Origin of the sequence: Streptomyces sp. NPDC026659 (genome assembly GCF_040638245.1) — a bacterium.
Taxonomy (GTDB): Bacteria; Actinomycetota; Actinomycetes; order Streptomycetales; family Streptomycetaceae; genus Streptomyces.
Genome location: NZ_JBEZXY010000002.1, coordinates 157,556 through 175,405, shown reverse-complemented (window position 1 = coordinate 175,405; position 17,850 = coordinate 157,556). Strand labels below are relative to the sequence as shown.

The following is a 17,850-nucleotide window of genomic DNA, read 5'->3' as shown; positions in this document are numbered from 1 at the left end:
CGCGTGGGTCAGCCCTTCAGCTGCTCCTTGATCCGCGCCCGCAGCCATTTCATCGTGAAGCCGCGCGGGTCGACCTTGCCCGGCTGCCACTCGAGGTGGCCGATGACCGACCACTCCGTCCAGCCATGATGGCGGCAGACGGCCGCGGCGGCCCGCACGATCGCGTCCAGCTGCTCCTCCGGCCAGGGGTCCTTGCCGTCGCCGAGGTTCTCGCACTCGAAGCCGTAGAAGTACCGGTTGCCGTCGGTGTTCGCCTCGTTGTCCGGCGGCAGCCCCTTCTCCGCGATCACCGCGCGCAGCACCTCGTCGTCCCCCAGACCGGCGTGGTTCGTACGGCCGTAGCCGACCAGGTGGACCGTGCCGTCCTTGGTGATCACGCCGTGGCAGAGCGGCCCGGGCAGGTCGTCGTGGCCGGTGCGGCACAGCTCCACGGTGCGCTCGCTGCCGCTGGTCACGGTGTGATGGATCATCACGCCGTGGACCGGGCCCCACGGCCCCTTGTGGTTGCGGCTGTGCTGCCGCCAGCCGTCGACGCCGACGACCGTGAGTTCCTCCCGCCTGAGAGCGTCCAGAAACGCGCTCGCGGACATGGGTGAGGACATGACCGCCTCCTTCGTGCCGTGCGTGCGGGGCCGCCGGAACGGCCCGTTCTTATCGCTGCTTCTACCGAGGTCGGGGGGTCGGGATCACATCGTTCGCACGGTGTGCGAGCCGATTCGGACAAGTTGGGGCGGGCGCGCAGGCGGTGTTTGCGGCGCGGGCGCCGGTCGGCCGCGAACTCGACAAAGTCGCTCCAATTGCCCAGGAGTTGGATGATCCATTCCCCTCCTTTCGGGTAATGGTGCGGGCACACTCCGTGATGGAAAGCTCGGTCGTGGGACCGGTGCCCCGCGAGATCGGGCACCGGGCATACATGGGAGGGCATTTCCTTATGTCGGTAGGCGAAGAGGTCCGCACGGAGCAGGCCAAGCCGCAGCAGTCACTCGGCACGGCGGCGGCGCGGAACCTGGCCACCACCACCAAGTCCGCACCGCAGATGCAGGAGATCAGCTCCCGCTGGCTGCTGCGCAGTCTGCCCTGGGTCGACGTGAAGGGCGGCGCGTACCGGGTCAACCGGCGGCTGACGTACACCGTGGGGGACGGCCGCGTCACCTTCGTGAAGACGGGCGACCAGGTCGAGGTCATCCCGGCCGAGCTGGGTGAGCTGCCCGCCCTGCGCGACTACGAGGACGAGGAGGTGCTGACCGAGCTGGCCCGCCGCTGCCGCCAGCGGGACTTCGCGTCCGGCGAGGTGATCGCCTCCTTCGGCAGCCAGTCCGACGAGGTGTACCTCCTGGCCCACGGCAGGGTCGAGAAGATCGGCACGGGCCCCTACGGCGACGACGCGGTGCTCGGCGTCCTCGCCGACGGCGCCTACTTCGGCGAGCAGTCCCTGCTCGACCCGGACGCCATCTGGGAGTACACCGCCCGCGCGGACACCGCCTGCACGGTGCTGATCCTCACCCGCCAGGACTTCGAGCAGGTGGCCGAGCGCGCCGACTCGCTGCGCGGCCACCTCCAGCAGTTGCGCGCGATCCCGGACCAGCGGACCAACAAGTACGGCGAGAAGGAGGTCGAGCTCGCGGCCGGCCACTCCGGCGAGCCCGACATCCCGCACACCTTCGTGGACTACGAGGCCCGCCCGCGTGAGTACGAACTGAGCATCGCCCAGACCGTGCTGCGCATCCACACCCGCGTCGCCGACCTCTACAACCAGCCCATGAACCAGACCGAGCAGCAGCTGCGGCTCACGGTCGAGGCGCTGAAGGAGCGCCAGGAGCACGAGCTCATCAACAACCGGCAGTTCGGCCTCCTCCACGCCTGCGAGTACGACCAGCGCATCCAGCCGCACGACGGCGCCCCCGGCCCGGACGACCTGGACGAACTGCTCAGCCGCCGCCGGGGCACCAAGTTCCTCCTCGCCCACCCGCGCGCCATCGCCGCGATCGGGCGCGAGCTGAACAAGCGCGGACTGGTCCCGGAGACCATCGACGTCGGCGGCAACCGCATCCCCACCTGGCGGGGCGTGCCGATCTACCCGTGCAACAAGATCCCGGTCACCGAGGCCCGCACGACCTCGATCCTCGCCCTGCGCACCGGCGAGGCCGATCAGGGCGTCATCGGCCTCAGGCAGTCCGGCATCCCGGACGAGATCGAGCCGAGCCTGTCCGTCCGCTTCATGGGCATCAACGAGCAGGCCGTCATCAACTACCTGGTCACCGCGTACTACTCGGCGGCCGTCCTGGTGCCGGACGCGCTCGGCGTGCTGGAGAACGTCGAGATCGGCCGGTGGCGGTGACCTCCCGCCACCGTGCACCCGGGTTCCCGCCCCACGGGGCGGGAACCCCTTCGGGGGGAGGACCCGCCCGGCACCGTGCCGGACGGGGCCACGCGCTCGCACTTCGGGAGGGGGAGCTATGACCGAGTTCATGACCCAGGCGGAACAGCGCCCGCCGGGCGCGGGGAAGGTGGGCGCGGGGAGGGCGGTTACGCCGCCGCGTCCGCCGGGGCAACGGGAGCCGGTGGAGGACACCGGGGCTCTTGACGGGCGGGGTGCGGCGGAAGCCGCCGGGCCGCTCGACGGGACGGCGGGGGCTGTCGGGTCGCCGGACGGACAGGGCGCGACGAAGGTCGCTGGGTCGCTCGACGGGCGGGGCGCGGCGGAGACTGCCGGGTCGTCGCTCGACGGGCGGGGTACGGCGGAGGCTGCCGGGTCGTCGCTCGATGGGCACGGGGTGGCGGAGGAGGACTCCGGGGCTGTCGACGGGCAGGAGGCGACGGTCCTGCTGGAGCGGACCCGGGAGCTGGTGGACCCGGAGCTGCGTGCCGCGATCGAGTCGCTGCCCGCCCCCCTGCGCCGTATCGCGCTCTACCACTTCGGCTGGCAGCACGCGGACGGCACTCCGGCGGCGGGCAACGCGGGCAAGGCGATCCGGCCCGCCCTCGTGCTCGCGGCGGCGTCCGCGCTGGGCGGCCCGTCCGCCCGGGCGGCGGCGGTGCGGGCCGCCGCGGCGGTCGAACTGGTCCACAACTTCACGCTGTTGCACGACGACGTGATGGACCGCGACACCACCCGTCGGCACCGGCCAACCGCCTGGACCGTCTTCGGCGACGCCGACGCGATCCTCGCCGGGGACGCCCTCCAGGCCCTCGCCCTGCGGCTGCTCGCCGACGACCCGCACCCGGCGGCCCGGGAGGCGTCGGCCCGTCTCACGGAGTGCGTCATCGAACTCTGCGCGGGCCAGCACACCGACACGGCCCTGGAGCAACGCGCGCCCACCGAGGTCGGGTTGGCCGAGGTGCTCACCATGGCCGAGGCGAAGACCGGCGCGTTGCTGGGCTGCGCCTGCGCGCTCGGCGCGCTGTACGCGGGCGCGGACCCCGCCGAAGTGGCGGCCATGGACGGCTTCGGCCGCCAGGCGGGCCTCGCCTTCCAGCTGATCGACGACGTGATCGGCATATGGGGCGACCCGAGACGCACCGGCAAGCCGGCCGGCGCGGATCTCGTGGTCCGCAAGAAGTCCCTGCCGGTCGTCGCCGCGCTCACCTCCGGCACCCCGGCGGCCGCCGAACTCGCCACGCTGTACGCCCGCCCCTACGCGGACGCCGACGGCGAGATCGCCCGCACGGCCCTGGCCGTGGAACAGGCGGGCGGCCGCGACTGGGCCCAGGCCGAGGCCGCCGACCGCATGGCCCGCGCCGTCCAGGAACTCTCCCGCGCCGTACCCGCCCCCGAGACGGCGGGCGGCCTGCTGGCCCTGGCGGAATTCGTGACCCGCCGGACCAGCTGACACCGCCGTCCCCCACACTCCGGAGCCTCCGGGCCCGTGCGGCCCTTGACCCCGCACGGTCCCGGAGGCTCCGGCCGGCCCCGCACACCCCCACGGCGTGCGGGGCCGGGTGTTTCGGCGATTTCACGGAGCGCGCGTGTCTCCCGGTATCTCAGGGACAGGTGACGACCTGCCCCGCCCAGGACAACCCGCCACCGAACGCGAGCAGCAACACCGGGGCGCCGCTGGGCAGTTCACGCCGCTCGGTGAGCTTGGACAGAGCGAGCGGTACGGAGGCGGCGGAGGTGTTGCCGGACTCCACGACGTCCTGCGCGATCACCACGCCTTCGGGCAGGTCGAGTTGGCGCAGGACGGCGTCGATGATCCGCAGGTTCGCCTGGTGGGTGACCACACCGGCCAGGTCGGACAGGGCGAGCCCGGCTCGCGCGCATGCCTCCCGGGCGATGGCGGGGAGATCGGTCGTGGCCCAGCGGAAGACCGTCTGACCGTCCTGGGCGAAGCGCGGGTGCCAGTCGCCGGTCAGCCGGACGGCGTCGCCCCGCGTGGGGTCGGAGCCCCAGGTGACCGGCCCGATTCCGGCCTCGTCGGCGACGCTCAGCACGGCGGCGCCCGCGCCGTCGCCGAGCAGGACGCAGGTTCGGCGGTCGGTCCAGTCGGTGACGTCGGACATCTTCTCGACGCCGATGACCAGGGCGTTTGTGGCGGCTCCCGCGCGCAGGGAGTGGTCGGCGCAGGCGAGCGCGGTGCAGAACCCGGCGCAGCCGTTGTTGAGGTCGAAGGCGACCGGGGAGGGCAGGCCGAGCCGCCCGGCGACCTGGGCGGCGATGGAGGGGCACCGGTCGATCGCGCTGCACGTCGCCACGGTGATCATCCCGATGTCGGCGGGCTGGAGCCCCGACGCGGCCAGCGCCTTGCTCGCGGCGGCGGTGGCCATGTCGGTCACCGACTCGTCCTCGGCAGCGATACGACGGGTCGCGATACCGGTACGGCGCCGGATCCACTCGTCGTCGGTGTCGACCATGGCGGCGAGGTCGTCGTTGGTCAGGACGCGTGCGGGCTGGTAGTGGCCCAGTGCGGTGATACGGCTTCCCGGCGCGGCGGTGACGGGCACAGGTGATCTCCTCGGCTCGGCGTCGATGCCGCCGGAATATAGCAACCGACCGATCGGAAGTTAAAGAGGGGCGGCTCGCTACGATGGCAGCCATGAGCCCTCGCAAGTCCGCCGCCGAAGCCCGCCGAACACGGCAGCGCATCGTCCAGCGCGGCATCGCCCTCGCTTCGGTCGACGGCCTCGAAGGGCTCACCATCGGCCGTCTCGCCGCAGACCTGTCGATGAGCAAGGCGGGGGTCCTCGGCCACTTCGGCACGAAGGAAGCCCTCCAGTTGGCGACCCTGGAGGGCGCGGCGGCGGAGTTCTCCCGCCTGGTCTGGAACCCCGCGGCCGCCGAACCCCCGGGCCTGTCCCGTCTCCGCGCGATCTGCGAAGCCTGGATCACCTACCTCGAAACCGCCCGCGACATCTTCCCCGGCGGCTGCTTCTTCACCACGGCCTCGGTCGAGTTCGACGCCCGAAGCGGGCCCGTCCGCGACGCGGTCACCCGGCTGTCCCTGGTGTGGCGCCGCCGCCTCGCGACGGAGATCCGCACAGCGGTGACCTCCGGCGACCTCCCCCCGGACACCGACCCCGACCAGTTGGTCTACGAGTTGATCGGTCTCTACCTGGCCCTGAACCAGGAGATACAGCTCTTCGTCAACCCGTCAGCGGGAACCCGGACCCGCAGGGCGTTGGACCGGTTGCTGGGCTCTCGCGCCTGAAGCGGCGCTCACCCCCGCACGGGCACAGTGCTCCAGTAGGCGTGAGCTTTCCGTAGAAGGCTTGCGGCGTCGGCGCCGTGAACTGGCGCGGTGGACAGCAGCCCGAAGGCCTTCTCATGGAGGGCCAGTTCGCCCGGCTCGGTGATGTCGACGGAGGAGGAGGCGAGTTCGATGTGGACCCGGGTGCTGTCACCGGCGCCGTAGATGTTGAAACCGGGGACGGGGAACAGGTCCCTCACCCGCGCGGTGGCGGGCAGAATCCCGAGAGTCAGAGAGGGGAGACCGGTCTCGCCGATGAGGCGCTCGATCTGACCGAGCATGACCTCAGGGCCTCCGACGTTCGTATAGAGGGCCTGCTCGCCGAGGACGACGTCGTAGTGGTGCTCGCCGTCGTACAGCACCTTCTGCCGCCGCATCCGCTTGGCGACCCCCGCCGGCACGTCGTCCGGAATCCCGAGGAACGCGACGACCCGGCCGAGGGTGATGCCGACTGCCCCGCCCCGTAAGAGCGCGAATCGGCCGGACAGCGCGCGGAAGTGCTTGCGATCCCTGCACCGACTGGTGCGCAGGATGTGGCATCGCGTCCGGCGACACTGGATGAACTGCGGGCGGTTGGCGCGATCGCGGATGTGGAGTACCAGGACCGCGTCGGAGCCTTCGCGGTCCGGCTCCGGACGTGAGAGGCCGCTCTGTCAGTCCGGCGGTTGTCCCGTACCTCTATCGCCAGCCGTCAAGGGAGACCTCCGGGCCTCCCGTGAGGTAGCGGTGCAGGGCGCTTGAGGTGGTGTCCACGAATTTCTCGGGGATCGCACCGGTATCCACCCAGCGGACCTGGGCGTGCTTGCGCGGTTCGCGGTTTTCTGGCTCACCGGCCCACTCGTGCGCGACGAATACGACCGTGAGGAAGCCGTTGGGCGCTTCGACGCCCCAGGCGCCGTGGATGAGGTGGGCGACCTTGAGGGACTCGGGCTTCACCGTGAGGCCGGTTTCCTCGTAGAGCTCGCGGACTGCGGTCTTCGTGATGGGTTCGCCCGGCTCGCTCTTGCCGACCGGAAGGTCCCACATTCCCTGGGCGAACTTGGCGTTCTCGCTGCGCTGGAGGAGGACGACGCGGTGGGTGGCCTTGTCGTGGACGATGACGGCGGCGACGAGCAGGGTCATCGATTCGAGCGCCGACTTGAGGGGCTTCGGCTGAACCACGGTCATCCCTTCGCCGGGCTGCTTGTGGGGCATGTTGGGCGAGATCGTCGGCACTGGGAACGCCTGGTCGGCGAGGCTGTCGTCGACCACCCCAACGGCCATCTGTGGAAACGCGGCCACGTCGACACCTGGTTCGGTGAGTAGAAGCCGGGCGGAGTGGCAGAAAAAAAGGCCGTACCCGGACCGTCATGACGCCCGCCGAGGGCGGAGGGTCTTGCGGGCCGGGTGCGGCCTCGGAAAGACGCTGCAACCAATGAAATCACAGGTCAAGCGGCATGACCGGAAGTCATGCCTTCCTGGTCTCCTAGTAACGGGCCAGGTCAGCGACCTGCGGCGATGGCTGTCGCAGGTCGCTGACCTGGCCTGTTGATGTTGGGTGGCGATGGAGTGCGACGGTCTTGATCGGGCGCCTTGCGGACTGTGTGCGGACAGTCAGGGGGCCAGCAGGACCGAGGCCGTTCCGCTGCCCAGCCAGAGGGTGTGGATGTGGTCCGGTGAGCGGGACCGGCCGCGCCCGGTACGGCGGCAGGGCCCGGCCCGTGCGGTGCCGCCCTGCGGCGGCGGTGCGTCAGCTCTGTGCGGGTTCGTCGCCCGCCTGCCCGGTGCCCTCAGCTGCGCCTGTCTTCTCGCGCATCTTGCGCACCAGCTCCGCCTTCTTGTCCGCTGCCTTCTGGCGGTCGAGGTTGCGGTGCGGACCGTTGTTCTGCCGTTCGGCGCGGGACAGCTTCTTGCGCTGGCCGCCGCCCTGGCCCACGGGGTTGTTGATGTTCTTGCTGTCTGTCACGGGTTCTCCCGGTAATGATGTGAAGTGATTTACGGATTCATTGGTGGGGGACGGGCAGCGACGTCGAAGAACGTCAGCAGAGGCCCATCACGCTCTCACCCGTGAAATCGGCGTCTGGAAGAACATGACAAAGACGTTACCCGGTTCCATCGGCCCCGCACGCCAACCTTTTCGCCGCCCGGCGTCGGCCGGGCCTTCGGCGAGCGGCTGGGGCAGGTCCAGATGGGCGTTACTGGGCCGCCTCGGGCGCTGTCAGCGGTCGCGAGCACACTGATGGCATTGAGCGGTCATCTCACTTGCGCCCCGCCGTTTCGGGACAACCTTTAGCCTCCGACGGCCAGGAGCTGCACCAGGCCAACCCAGTTTTCCTCGTCAGTCTTGGTATGGGTGGCGCGGACCCTCCAGCGGCCGGCAGCCAGGGAAACCGCTGCCTGTGCGGGGAGTCCCCCATCCGGATACTCCACGTTCAGATCAGTGCCCGCTTCGGCGGAGTCCATGAGCACAGCGGGGCCGTCTGTGGTCCACGTCCCGCACTCCTCCCACTGGGTGGCAGGGTCGGTGAGGACGGCTTCTGCAGCAGCCTTGAGCTCGGACTCGGAGCTGGCGGCGAGCCAGCGCAGGAAGACGCGATGCTCAGGGAGGTAGCAGGTGGTGGCTGGCTCGTCCCCCAGCACCAGAGCGTGCGTTCCTTCTTCGCCGACGGTGATTGTGCCGGCCAGATCGTCAACAGCGCAGGCCCTGTCGTAGTCATCCAGGTCGGGTTCGTCCGACAGAACCATCCCGTCCTCCGTGCATCCGTGCCATGCGTCCAGAGACGAAACGGGGATGACGATCAAGGGGCCACCCATTGACTCCACCCATACAAGAGGGGTGTGGGAAGAATCGGGTGCGGTGGACGAGGAGGCTCTCATATCGGCAGTTTGCACTCCGCACCGACAACGGTCGCTCCGCAGGCGCATACCGACTTCGGTCAAGGTGGCGCACGCCCAGTACCCATGGGACACCTTTTCGCGGAGGCGCGCTTCAGTGAGCCAGCTTCATTTTGATGGCCAGAGCGCCGAGGGCTTCCTTCTCGGGGCCGTAGATCGTGCGGATGTTGGCGAGCTGCTGATCGCGGGTGGCGGTCGGGTTGACGTTGGACGGGCCCTCGCCGTCGAGGAGGGCCTCGAAGTCGGGGTACTCGGTGACGCGGAGGACGGTCACGTCGCAGGTCTCGTCCGTGCCCTTGATGTGGAAGCGGATGGTGTCGCCGGCGGCGAGGTCCGCGAGGTGCGGGTACTTGACCCGCAACTCGATGGTCTTGGTGCCCGCGGCGACGAGCTCGAAGTACTGACGGTAGAGGTTGAGATCGCGGACGCGGGCGGTGCGGTCGGTCATCGGGAGGGAACGCTCCTGGGGGACGGCGCGGTGACCAGGCGGCCGATCTCGGCGGCCGAGTACGAGCGGAAGAAGTGGCGGGGGTCGGAAAGCACGGTCTCGGTCATGGCGAGCAGCTGATCGGCGTACTCGGTGACGGTGCCGGGCCACTGCCGGGTGTCGAGCATCCAAGGGGCGGCGCCCTCGGGCAAGGGGGAACGGCCTTCTCGTATGAGGGATTTCGACAGCTTGGCACCGGTGTCGGTGACGACCTGAGGGCAGAACAGCCGGGCCGGGAGCTGGGTGCGGGTGAGTCCCACTGCCTGGAGGGCCTTGTCGGCGAGGTGGGAGTCGAAGACCCAGTCGCCGCCCTTGACCATGACGTGCAGGGTGCTCTGGGGACTGGTCAGGGCGAGTTCCTCGACCAGATTTCGGTAGAGCGTGGCCCGTACGAGATCACCTGCCTCGGCGGCATCCTCGTCTGCCGCCGGTGAGATCACCCCTGGGGCGGCCAGGGCCCGGTGAGCAGGCGTCGTGACTCCTCGACGATGGAGTCGGCCAGGGGTTCGCGGTCGCCGAGTCGGGTCGCCGCCCGGTCGTTGTACGCCTCGGTCTTGTCGACCAGCGGTCTGAGCGTCCGCGGCTGGGCCAAAGCGCCCCACCCTTCGTACGTGATCAGGTCACCGCCGGCGCCGGGGGCCAGGCTGCCGTTCACGATCAGCCGGAGCCACCAGCGGACGAGTTCCCAACGAGCCACTTCCCAGGGGAGGTCGGTGGTGTCGGTCGGGAGGTCCTGGCGCAGGGCCAGTTCGGCCAGCACCTGGTCGAACAGTGCGTCGGCCTGCTCGTGCTCGGAGCGTGACAGGCCGGCGAGGAGGGGGAGGGACTCCGTCTCGACGTCGAGAGTCAGGGCCGTGAGGCCGGCTTCGACGAGCTGCTCCGGGTGATGCCGACGGCCGATCAGGCGTTCCAGGGCCAGCATCCTGATGCAGTCGACGGCCTCCTGCGCGCTCCTGGCGTACGGCGTGAACGGCGTGGGCAGGGAGACGTCGATGCCCGGACCGCCCTCGATGAAGTACGACCAGAAGTCGACGGACGCGTGAGCGAGGAGGCCGTTCGACCGACCGGTGAATTCGTGCTGGATGTAGTCGGTGAGGTCGTTCCCGTACAGGATGATGTCGGTCTGGTGGACGGACAGGACAGGGTGTCCGTACTCGCCCGCCGTGCCGGGCAGATAGCGGTGTCCGTGGACCGGAACCAGCTGCGGCACGCTCTCCAGCTCGGTTCTCGCGACGCGCAGTGCCTCGGACGTCTCCGCCGGCCTCGACGGCCAGCCAGGATGCCAGAACACGTTGTGCTCCACGTCGAAGAGCACGCCCTCCACCGGCCGTGCCAGCCGCTCGGCCAGCTCCCCGGGGTCGCCGTCGCGCCAGTCGGGCCACCGTGACGAGCCGTGCGGGAGTCCGGCGGCGAGGAAGACGCGGTGGTCTGCCGAGAAAGTGAAGCCGAACCGTGTCTCGACCGCGTCGAGTTCTCGCTCGGTGAGCCCTGGCCCGATCTTGGTCCGGAGCATGCCCTGAAGGGCGCGGGCGGCGTCCGGGGTGAGGCGTGGGGGCGACGGCATGTTCACGCCTGCCAGCGTAGGGAGTGGTACGGCCGTACATGCTCGGAGGTTTTCGGGCACGCGTCCGCCGTCATCACGCTGCGGATCTCGCGCACCTGTGGCCGGGAAAAGAAGACCGCACCCGGGTCGTCATGGACACCGTGCTCGGCGGCCTGCGGACCGGGTGCGGACTCGAAGACACTGCAACCAAGAAAATCGCAGGTCAGAGTGCATGATCGAAGATCAGGCCTTCTTGGTCTCCCAGAAGATCTTGGCGACCTGGTCGATGTAGTCCAGCGCCTTCTGACCCGTCGCCGGGTCGGTGGAGGCCTTGGCGGCGGACAGGGACTTCACGGCCTCGTTGAGGAGGTTCTGCAGCTCGGGGTAGCTGTCGAAGTGCGGGGGCTTGAAGTAGTCGCTCCACAGCACGTCAAGGTGGTGCTTCGCCAGCTCGGCGCGCTGCTCCTTGATCACCGTCGCGCGGATCTGGAAGTGGGGGTCGTCGTTGGCGGCCATCTTGTCCTGGATGGCCTTCACCGACTCCGCCTCGATGCGGGCCTGAGCCGGGTCGTACACGCCGCAGGGCAGGTCGCAGTGAGCGCTCACCGTGACCGTGGGGGCAAACAGGCGGGAAAGCATGGAGCGTTCCTTCCTCGTGATCGTCTTCTCAGGTGGGACATTACTCCCTGAGGGACTGGTTTTCCCGAGTGCCCCCCAGGGCTTAGGACAAAAGTCCGGGGTCACACTGAGACTGTGGAGGAACGGACCGGGGAGGTGCCGGGGATGCCGGAGCTGTCGCAGGAGACCGAGCGGGGCAGGGTGCTGCCGCCCTTCGGGCTGGCCGAGGTCACGGGGCCGTCCATGGTGCCCACGCTGCACCACGGGGACCGGCTGCTGCTGCGGTACGGCGCCCAGGTCAGGCCCGGTGACGTGGTCGTCCTGCGCCACCCCTTCCAGCAGGACCTGCTGGTCGTCAAGCGGGCCGCCGAGCGGCGCGAGGGCGGCTGGTGGGTGCTCGGCGACAACCCGTACGCGGGTGGGGACAGTACTGATTACGGCGTCGTACCCGAGGAGCTGATCCTGGGGCGGGCCTGGCTGCGTTACCGCCCGCTCGGCGGTCAGCGGTCGCCGCTCGCGCTGACCCGCTGGCTGTTCTCGGCCGCCAGGCCGCTGCTCTCGGACCGGTCGGCCGCCAGGCGCTTGCGGGCGCGGTAGGCGGCGACGTTGGCGCGGGTCGCGCAGCGGTCGGAGCAGTAGCGCCGGGAGCGGTTGGTCGAGGTGTCCAGGTAGGCGTTGCGGCAGGGCGCGGCCTCGCACAGGCCCAGGCGGTCCACGCCGTACTCGGTGAGGTGGAAGGCGAGGCCCATCGCGGCGATGGCGGCGTAGCCCGCGGTCGCGTTGGAGGGGTGGTCGGCCAGGTGCATGTGCCACAAGGGGCGGCCGTCCTCGTCGCGGTGGTCGTGGCCGGAGATCTGCGGGCTGACCGGGAACTCCAGGAGCAGTGAGTTCAGCAGGTCCACGGCGAGGGTCTCGTCACCCTTGTCGGCCGCCTCGAAGACCCCGCGCAGCCGCGCCCGCACCGAGCGGAAGCGGGTCACGTCGGCGTCGGTGGCGCGCCGGGCCGCCTGGGCGTTGGCGCCGAAGAGGTCGCGGACGGCCTCGACGGAGGTCAGGGAGTCCTTGCCCCGCGCCGGCTCCTCGCTGTTGACGAGGCGTACGGCGTAGTCCGAGTAATAGGCCAGTTCCACTAGTAATCCTTACGCGGGCGCTCTATGGTCGTGTCGGCGGGCGGGTAACAGACGTTCGCCCATCCAGGGTATTACGTCTGAGGTGGGAGGGGGCGGGTAAATCATGACCAGCAGCATCGGTACGGACTGGGCCGCGTGGCAGGAGAGCTGGGACCGGCAGCAGGAGTGGTACCTGCCGGACCGCGAGGAGCGGTTCCGGATCATGCTCGACATGGTCGAGGCGTTCGCCGGACCGGCCCCGCGGGTGCTCGACCTCGCGTGCGGCATGGGCACCATCACCGCCCGGCTGTTCGACCGCCTCCCGAACGCCGTCAGCACCGGCGTCGACCTCGACCCGGCCCTGCTCACCATCGCCCGCGGCACCTTCGCGGGCGACGACCGGGTGACCTTCGTGGAGGCCGACCTCAAGGACCCGGAGTGGACGGCCGCGCTGCCGTACGACTCGTACGACGCCGTTCTCACCGCCACCGCGCTCCACTGGCTGCACCTCGGCGACCTCACCGATCTCTACGGCAGGCTCGCGAAGGTGACCCGTGACGGCGGTGTCTTCATGAACGCCGACCACATGCCCGACGAGACGACGCCCCGGATCAACGCGGCCGAGCGCGTCCAGCGGCACGCCCGTATGGAGGAGGCCCGGCGGGCGGGCGTCCTGGACTGGGCCGACTGGTGGCGGCTCGCCGCCGCGGACCCGGTGCTCGCCGAGCCGACCGCCCGCCGCTTCGAGATCTACGGCGAACACGCGGACGGCGAGACCCCGTCCGCGGCCTGGCATGCGTCCGCCCTGCGCGAGAAGGGGTTCGCGGAGGCCCGGCCGGTGTGGTGCTCGCCGTCGGACACGCTGCTCCTCGCGCTGAAGTAGACCCCCGGCGCACGGCCGACGCCGAAGTAGACCCCCGGCGCACGGCCGGCGCCGAAGTGGGCCCGGGCGCGCCCGGTCGAAACGAGAACGGCGGATGCCGCCCGTCCCGGTGGGGGCGCGGGCGGCATCCGCCGTCGCATCGGGTGCGATCCGGTTCAGAGGACCTTCGACAGGAACGACTTGGTCCGCTCGTGCTGGGGGTCGGTCAGGACGTCGCGGGGGTTGCCGGACTCGACGACCACGCCATCGTCCATGAAGACCAGGCTGTCGCCGACCTCGCGGGCGAAGCCCATCTCGTGGGTCACGACCACCATCGTCATGCCCGACTCGGCCAGGTCGCGCATGACGTCCAGGACGTCTCCGACCAGTTCCGGGTCGAGTGCCGAGGTCGGCTCGTCGAACAGCATGAGCTTCGGGTCCATCGCCAGGGCCCGGGCGATCGCCACCCGCTGCTGCTGACCGCCGGAGAGCTGCGAGGGGTAGTGACCGGCCCGGTCGCCCAGACCCACCCGCTCCAGCAGGCTCATCGCCCGCTCCCGGGACTCGCTCCTGCTCTGCCCCTTGACCTGGACCGGGGCCTCCATGACGTTCTCCACGGCCGTCATGTGCGGGAACAGGTTGAAGCGCTGGAAGACCATGCCGATGTCCCGGCGCTTGAGCGCGACCTCGCTGTCCTTGAGCTCGTGCAGCTTGTCGCCCTTCTGGCGGTAGCCGACCAGCTCGCCGTCGACGTACAGCCGGCCGGCGTTGATCTTCTCGAGGTGGTTGATGCACCGCAGGAAGGTCGACTTGCCCGAACCGGAGGGGCCGATGAGGCAGAACACCTCGCCCGGCTTCACCTCCAGGTCGATGCCCTTGAGGACCTCGACGGCACCGAAGGACTTGTGGACGCCCTCGGCCTTCACCATCGCCACGGAGGGGCTCTCCGCCACGGCGCCGGCCTTGTTCAGCTTGTCGGTCATGCCGTGACCTTCCTGCTAGAGAAGGTCGTCAGGTGGGCCTTGACCTTCTGCCACGGGGTCGCCGGGAGGCTGCGGCTGGAACCGCGGGCGTAGTACCGCTCGATGTAGTACTGGCCCACGCTCAGCACGGAGGTCATGATCAGGTACCAGGCCGCGGCCAGGAAGTACATCTCCACCGGGGCACCGGAGTTCTGGCCGATGTCCTGGGCGTAGCGGAACAGCTCGGGATACTGGACGACCGACACCAGCGAGGTCGTCTTCAGCATGTTGATGACCTCGTTGCCCGTCGGCGGCACGATCACCCGCATCGCCTGGGGAATGATGATCCGGCGCAGCGTCTTGCTGTGGCTCATGCCCAGCGCGTGGGCGGCCTCGGTCTGGCCCTCGTCCACGGCGAGCAGACCGGCGCGGCAGATCTCCGCCATGTAGGCGGCCTCGTTGAGGCCGAGGCCCAGCAGCGCGGTCAGGAGCGGGGTCATGAAGTCCGACCACTCGTCCTTGTAGACCGGGCCGAGGTTGATGGTGTGGAAGACCAGGCCCAGGTTGAACCAGACGACCAGCTGGACCAGGACCGGGGTGCCGCGGAAGAACCAGATGTAGAACCAGGCGATCGACGAGGTCACCGGGTTCTTCGACAGCCGCATCACCGCGAGCAGGATGCCGCCGAGGATGCCGATCGCCATCGACGCGACCGTCAGCAGGAGGGTCTTGCCGACGCCGGTCAGGATCCGGTTGTCGAAGAAGTAGTCAGGTACCGCGCCCCAGTTGATCTCGCCCTGGCTGAAGGCGTAGACGATCGCGCCGAGGATCGCGATGGCGACGACGGCGGATATGTAGCGGCCGTAGTGCCGGACCGGGATGGCCTTGATGGCCTCCGGGCCGGCCGGGGGAGTGCTCTGCTCCCCGGCCGTCTTCTCGATGTCAGTCACGGGTGTTGCCTCTCAGTGGCCGCGTCGCTGCCGCGGTCACTTGCCGCCGTTGATCACGGACTCCTTGACGGCGCCGTCCTGGGCGCCCCACTTCTTGAGGATGGTTTCGTACTCGCCGCTCTTGACGAGGGCGGTCATCGCGGCCTGGAGGGCGTCGCGCAGCTGCGCCTGCTTCTTGGAGACGGCGATGCCGTACGGGGCCGCCTCGACCTGGTCGCCGACGATCTGGAAGTCCTTGCCGCCGCCCGAGGTCTTCACCGCGTACGCGGCGACCGGGAAGTCGGAGGAGGCCGCGTCCACGCCACCCGAGCGCAGGCGGGTCTGGGACTGCTGGTCGTCGTCGAAGGCCTCGATGCTGAGCTTCTTGCCGCTCGGACACTTCTTGGCCTCCTGCTTGGCCAGGTCCTCCGAGACCGTGCTGCGCTGGACGGCGAGCTTCTTGCCGCACAGGTCGGACCAGGTCGTGATGCCCTTGGTGTCGCCCTTGCGGGTGTAGATCGAGACACCGGCGGTCAGGTAGTCGACGAAGTCGACGCCCTCGCCGACCTTCTTGCCGGTGTCCGGGTCGATGCCCTGCTGGCGGTTCTTGTTGTCGGTCATCGCCGACATGGCGATGTCGTAGCGGCCCGACCGCAGACCGGTGAGCAGCGTGTCGAAGGTGCCGTTGTTGAACTTGAACGTCACGCCGAGCTGCTTGCCCATGGCCGCCGCGAGGTCGGGGTCGAGACCGACGACCTTGCCGGAGGAGTCCTTGAACTCCACCGGGGCGTACGCGATGTCGGAGCCGACCTCGACGACACCCTTGTCCCTGATGGCGCTGGGGAGCTTGGCGGCGAGCGGCGCCGACGACGAGCCGGAGTCACTGGACTTGTTCGTCTGGTCACCGCAGCCGCTGAGGAGCAGGGTGCCCGCGACCGCGATCGAAACGCCCGCTGCAAGCCGGGTGCGAGTGGTCGTGCGACGGGTGGAGCTTGCGGTCATCGTGGGTTCCTCCGGCGGATGGGAAGAGGTCCGATGGGACGACGACAACACACACCTTCGTGTGTCGCGACCTCGTGGGTTTACGGCATCCTGCCATTCGGACCAGGCCATTCAGGGCCGTCGCAATGTCAAAATCGGATAACGGGTGAACTCGAACCGGTTCAGGTCGGTACAACACCACTCCACGCGCATTCGGGGTATTCGCGCACCCGGCGAGAAGGCGGTACGGGGCCGGACCGGCGGGCGCGGACCGGCCGTTGCCGGGCGTCGTCGCGCGGCCGCGCCGTGTGACCTTGCGCCCAATGGACTCGTGGTCGGCCCCTCCGTCCGGTAAGAAGGTTCTTTACACCCCTCATCCGGGGCTCAGGGCGCGTGTGCGGCGCGCCCGTCGCGTATGTGCTCCCGCTTCACCTTCGACGAGCCGTACGCGGTGCCCGCCCGCTCCTCACCCGGAGCGGCCGACCCTCAACCATGCATACCTAAGGGGTAAGACAAAGTGGCAGCGGAGATCGTCAATCCTCGCAGCGACAGCGGTACCGGACCGGAGGGCGGGGCCGAGCCCCTGGACTCCTTCGATCCCGCGTTCGCGCTGCATCGTGGCGGCAAGATGGCCGTGCGGGCCACCGTGCCGATCCGCGACAAGGACGACCTTTCCCTCGCGTACACGCCCGGTGTGGCGCGCGTGTGCACCGCGATCGCTCAGCAGCCTGAGCTCGTCAACGACTACACCTGGAAGTCCTCGGTCGTCGCCGTCGTCACCGACGGCACCGCCGTGCTCGGCCTCGGGGACATCGGTCCCGAGGCGTCCCTGCCCGTGATGGAGGGCAAGGCGATCCTGTTCAAGCAGTTCGGCGGAGTCGACGCGGTGCCGATCGCGCTCGCCTGCACCGACGTGGACGAGATCGTCGAGACCGTCGTCCGGCTCGCCCCCTCCTTCGGCGGGGTGAACCTGGAGGACATCTCGGCCCCCCGGTGCTTCGAGATCGAACGGCGCCTGCAGGAACGGCTGGACATCCCGGTCTTCCACGACGACCAGCACGGCACGGCCGTCGTGACCCTCGCCGCGCTCCGGAACGCGGCCCGGCTCAGCGGCCGGGAGATCGGGCAGCTGCGCGCCGTCATCTCCGGCGCCGGAGCGGCCGGGGTCGCCATCGCCCGCATGCTGGTCGAGGCCGGCATCGGGGACGTGGCGGTCGCCGACCGCAAGGGCGTCGTCTCGGCGGAGCGCACCGACCTGACCGACGTCAAGCGGGAGGTGGCCTCCTTCACCAACAAGGCGGGCATCACCGGCTCGCTGGAGGACGCGCTCGCGGGCGCGGACGTCTTCATCGGCGTCTCCGGCGGTACGGTCCCCGAGGAGGCCGTCGCCTCCATGGCCGAGGGCGCCTTCGTGTTCGCGATGGCCAACCCGAACCCGGAGATCCACCCCGAGGTGGCGCACAAGTACGCGGCGGTCGTCGCGACCGGGCGCTCCGACTTCCCCAACCAGATCAACAACGTGCTCGCCTTCCCCGGCATCTTCGCCGGGGCGCTCCAGGTGCGGGCGAGCCGGATCACCGAGGGCATGAAGATCGCCGCCGCGGAGGCGCTGGCCGCCGTCGTCGGCGACGACCTCGCCCCCGACTACGTGATCCCCTCGCCCTTCGACGAGCGGGTCGCCCCCGCCGTGACGGCGGCCGTCGCGGCGGCCGCCCGCGCGGAGGGCGTGGCCCGGCGCTGACGCCCGCGGGCGCGGTGGCGATCGGCCCGGTGCCGTAGCTGCCGCGTCCGGTGCGGAACG

The 17,850-nt window shown here is 69.8% G+C and carries 19 protein-coding genes and 2 pseudogenes; 7 read left to right on the top strand and 14 right to left on the bottom strand.

What is annotated here, in order from left to right:
- Window positions 1-8: 8 nt before the first annotated feature.
- Window positions 9-602: an N-acetylmuramoyl-L-alanine amidase gene (locus AB0E91_RS05355; RefSeq protein ID WP_361775550.1), complete on the bottom strand. Its 594-nt coding sequence runs from the start codon at window positions 600-602 to the stop codon at window positions 9-11.
- Window positions 603-931: 329 nt separating this feature from the next.
- Here AB0E91_RS05355 and AB0E91_RS05350 point away from each other — a divergent pair, with 329 nt between their 5' ends.
- Window positions 932-2,338 carry a family 2B encapsulin nanocompartment shell protein gene (locus tag AB0E91_RS05350; protein ID WP_361775547.1) on the top strand — a complete coding sequence of 469 codons (1,407 nt, stop codon included), beginning with the start codon at window positions 932-934 and terminating at the stop codon, window positions 2,336-2,338.
- 436 nt (window positions 2,339-2,774) lie between these two features.
- A complete protein-coding gene (locus AB0E91_RS05345) occupies window positions 2,775-3,830 on the top strand; it encodes a family 2 encapsulin nanocompartment cargo protein polyprenyl transferase (protein ID WP_361777289.1) in 1,056 nt (351 codons plus the stop codon).
- Window positions 3,831-3,981: 151 nt separating this feature from the next.
- Here AB0E91_RS05345 and AB0E91_RS05340 read toward each other — a convergent pair whose 3' ends face one another.
- On the bottom strand, window positions 3,982-4,941 hold the full coding sequence (locus AB0E91_RS05340) for a beta-ketoacyl-ACP synthase III (RefSeq protein WP_361775544.1): 960 nt from the start codon (window positions 4,939-4,941) through the stop codon (window positions 3,982-3,984).
- A gap of 92 nt (window positions 4,942-5,033) precedes the next feature.
- On the opposite strand from AB0E91_RS05340, the gene AB0E91_RS05335 reads away from it, so the two are divergent.
- A complete protein-coding gene (locus tag AB0E91_RS05335; RefSeq protein WP_361775541.1) occupies window positions 5,034-5,645 on the top strand; it encodes a TetR/AcrR family transcriptional regulator in 612 nt (203 codons plus the stop codon).
- Window positions 5,646-5,653: 8 nt separating this feature from the next.
- On the opposite strand, the gene AB0E91_RS05330 is transcribed toward AB0E91_RS05335, so the two are convergent.
- The 7 genes and pseudogenes from AB0E91_RS05330 to AB0E91_RS05300 form a co-directional block, all read right to left on the bottom strand.
- Complete coding sequence (locus tag AB0E91_RS05330; protein WP_361775538.1) at window positions 5,654-6,085, bottom strand: Scr1 family TA system antitoxin-like transcriptional regulator; 432 nt, start codon at window positions 6,083-6,085, stop codon at window positions 5,654-5,656.
- A 277-nt stretch (window positions 6,086-6,362) separates the two neighbouring features.
- Window positions 6,363-6,878, bottom strand: coding sequence for an NUDIX domain-containing protein (locus AB0E91_RS05325; RefSeq protein ID WP_361777286.1), 516 nt, complete (start codon window positions 6,876-6,878; stop codon window positions 6,363-6,365).
- A 535-nt stretch (window positions 6,879-7,413) separates the two neighbouring features.
- Complete coding sequence (locus tag AB0E91_RS05320; protein WP_361775535.1) at window positions 7,414-7,629, bottom strand: DUF6243 family protein; 216 nt, start codon at window positions 7,627-7,629, stop codon at window positions 7,414-7,416.
- A 323-nt stretch (window positions 7,630-7,952) separates the two neighbouring features.
- Window positions 7,953-8,477, bottom strand: coding sequence for an Imm21 family immunity protein (locus AB0E91_RS05315; protein WP_361775532.1), 525 nt, complete (start codon window positions 8,475-8,477; stop codon window positions 7,953-7,955).
- A gap of 175 nt (window positions 8,478-8,652) precedes the next feature.
- Window positions 8,653-9,006, bottom strand: a complete 354-nt coding sequence (locus AB0E91_RS05310; RefSeq protein WP_361775529.1) for an ASCH domain-containing protein — start codon at window positions 9,004-9,006, stop codon at window positions 8,653-8,655.
- Window positions 9,003-9,431: pseudogene (locus AB0E91_RS05305) on the bottom strand (hypothetical protein); the annotation flags it as partial. The gene AB0E91_RS05310 and the pseudogene AB0E91_RS05305, both read right to left, overlap by 4 nt.
- A 50-nt stretch (window positions 9,432-9,481) precedes the next feature.
- Window positions 9,482-10,609 (bottom strand): hypothetical protein, encoded by a 1,128-nt coding sequence (locus AB0E91_RS05300; protein WP_361775526.1) that lies wholly within the window; start codon window positions 10,607-10,609, stop codon window positions 9,482-9,484.
- Between the two features lie 48 nt (window positions 10,610-10,657).
- Between AB0E91_RS05300 and AB0E91_RS05295 the strand changes: the two are divergent.
- A pseudogene (locus tag AB0E91_RS05295) lies at window positions 10,658-10,824 on the top strand (site-specific integrase); the annotation flags it as partial.
- Window positions 10,825-10,831: 7 nt separating this feature from the next.
- Here the strand turns inward: AB0E91_RS05295 and sodN are convergent.
- On the bottom strand, window positions 10,832-11,227 hold the full coding sequence (gene sodN / locus AB0E91_RS05290) for a superoxide dismutase, Ni (RefSeq protein ID WP_018544452.1): 396 nt from the start codon (window positions 11,225-11,227) through the stop codon (window positions 10,832-10,834).
- 144 nt (window positions 11,228-11,371) lie between these two features.
- Between sodN and sodX the strand changes: the two genes are divergently transcribed.
- The gene (gene sodX / locus AB0E91_RS05285) at window positions 11,372-11,803 is read left to right on the top strand and encodes a nickel-type superoxide dismutase maturation protease (RefSeq protein WP_361777283.1); all 432 of its coding nucleotides are present in this window, start codon (window positions 11,372-11,374) and stop codon (window positions 11,801-11,803) included.
- On the opposite strand, the gene AB0E91_RS05280 is transcribed toward sodX, so the two are convergent.
- The gene (locus AB0E91_RS05280) at window positions 11,707-12,336 is read right to left on the bottom strand and encodes a CGNR zinc finger domain-containing protein (RefSeq protein WP_361775523.1); all 630 of its coding nucleotides are present in this window, start codon (window positions 12,334-12,336) and stop codon (window positions 11,707-11,709) included. The two genes, sodX and AB0E91_RS05280, sit on opposite strands and share 97 nt — an antisense overlap.
- Before the next feature lie 103 nt (window positions 12,337-12,439).
- Between AB0E91_RS05280 and AB0E91_RS05275 the strand changes: the two genes are divergently transcribed.
- Entirely contained in the window at window positions 12,440-13,198 is a 759-nt protein-coding gene (locus AB0E91_RS05275) for a class I SAM-dependent methyltransferase (RefSeq protein ID WP_361775520.1), read from the top strand.
- 155 nt (window positions 13,199-13,353) lie between these two features.
- Here AB0E91_RS05275 and AB0E91_RS05270 read toward each other — a convergent pair whose 3' ends face one another.
- Genes AB0E91_RS05270 through AB0E91_RS05260 form a run of 3 tightly spaced genes read right to left on the bottom strand, consistent with a single transcriptional unit; the run spans window position 13,354 to window position 16,070 of the window.
- Window positions 13,354-14,106: an amino acid ABC transporter ATP-binding protein gene (locus AB0E91_RS05270; RefSeq protein WP_361777280.1), complete on the bottom strand. Its 753-nt coding sequence runs from the start codon at window positions 14,104-14,106 to the stop codon at window positions 13,354-13,356.
- A 50-nt stretch (window positions 14,107-14,156) separates the two neighbouring features.
- A complete protein-coding gene (locus tag AB0E91_RS05265; RefSeq protein ID WP_361775517.1) occupies window positions 14,157-15,089 on the bottom strand; it encodes an amino acid ABC transporter permease in 933 nt (310 codons plus the stop codon).
- A gap of 36 nt (window positions 15,090-15,125) precedes the next feature.
- Complete coding sequence (locus tag AB0E91_RS05260; RefSeq protein WP_361775514.1) at window positions 15,126-16,070, bottom strand: ABC transporter substrate-binding protein; 945 nt, start codon at window positions 16,068-16,070, stop codon at window positions 15,126-15,128.
- Between the two features lie 496 nt (window positions 16,071-16,566).
- Here AB0E91_RS05260 and AB0E91_RS05255 point away from each other — a divergent pair, with 496 nt between their 5' ends.
- A complete protein-coding gene (locus AB0E91_RS05255) occupies window positions 16,567-17,790 on the top strand; it encodes an NADP-dependent malic enzyme (RefSeq protein WP_361775511.1) in 1,224 nt (407 codons plus the stop codon).
- Window positions 17,791-17,850: the final 60 nt, after the last annotated feature.

What these genes read in the sequence shown, in the direction of transcription:
- AB0E91_RS05355 (WP_361775550.1), bottom strand. Translation starts at nt 602, where the DNA reads ATGTCCTCACCCATGTCCGCGAGCGCGTTTCTGGACGCTCTCAGGCGG.
- AB0E91_RS05350 (WP_361775547.1), top strand. Translation starts at nt 932, where the DNA reads ATGTCGGTAGGCGAAGAGGTCCGCACGGAGCAGGCCAAGCCGCAGCAG.
- AB0E91_RS05335 (WP_361775541.1), top strand. Translation starts at nt 5,034, where the DNA reads ATGAGCCCTCGCAAGTCCGCCGCCGAAGCCCGCCGAACACGGCAGCGC.
- AB0E91_RS05325 (WP_361777286.1), bottom strand. Translation starts at nt 6,878, where the DNA reads ATGCCCCACAAGCAGCCCGGCGAAGGGATGACCGTGGTTCAGCCGAAG.
- AB0E91_RS05315 (WP_361775532.1), bottom strand. Translation starts at nt 8,477, where the DNA reads ATGGGTGGCCCCTTGATCGTCATCCCCGTTTCGTCTCTGGACGCATGG.
- AB0E91_RS05310 (WP_361775529.1), bottom strand. Translation starts at nt 9,006, where the DNA reads ATGACCGACCGCACCGCCCGCGTCCGCGATCTCAACCTCTACCGTCAG.
- AB0E91_RS05300 (WP_361775526.1), bottom strand. Translation starts at nt 10,609, where the DNA reads ATGCCGTCGCCCCCACGCCTCACCCCGGACGCCGCCCGCGCCCTTCAG.
- sodN (WP_018544452.1), bottom strand. Translation starts at nt 11,227, where the DNA reads ATGCTTTCCCGCCTGTTTGCCCCCACGGTCACGGTGAGCGCTCACTGC.
- sodX (WP_361777283.1), top strand. Translation starts at nt 11,372, where the DNA reads ATGCCGGAGCTGTCGCAGGAGACCGAGCGGGGCAGGGTGCTGCCGCCC.
- AB0E91_RS05275 (WP_361775520.1), top strand. Translation starts at nt 12,440, where the DNA reads ATGACCAGCAGCATCGGTACGGACTGGGCCGCGTGGCAGGAGAGCTGG.
- AB0E91_RS05270 (WP_361777280.1), bottom strand. Translation starts at nt 14,106, where the DNA reads ATGGTGAAGGCCGAGGGCGTCCACAAGTCCTTCGGTGCCGTCGAGGTC.
- AB0E91_RS05260 (WP_361775514.1), bottom strand. Translation starts at nt 16,070, where the DNA reads ATGACCGCAAGCTCCACCCGTCGCACGACCACTCGCACCCGGCTTGCA.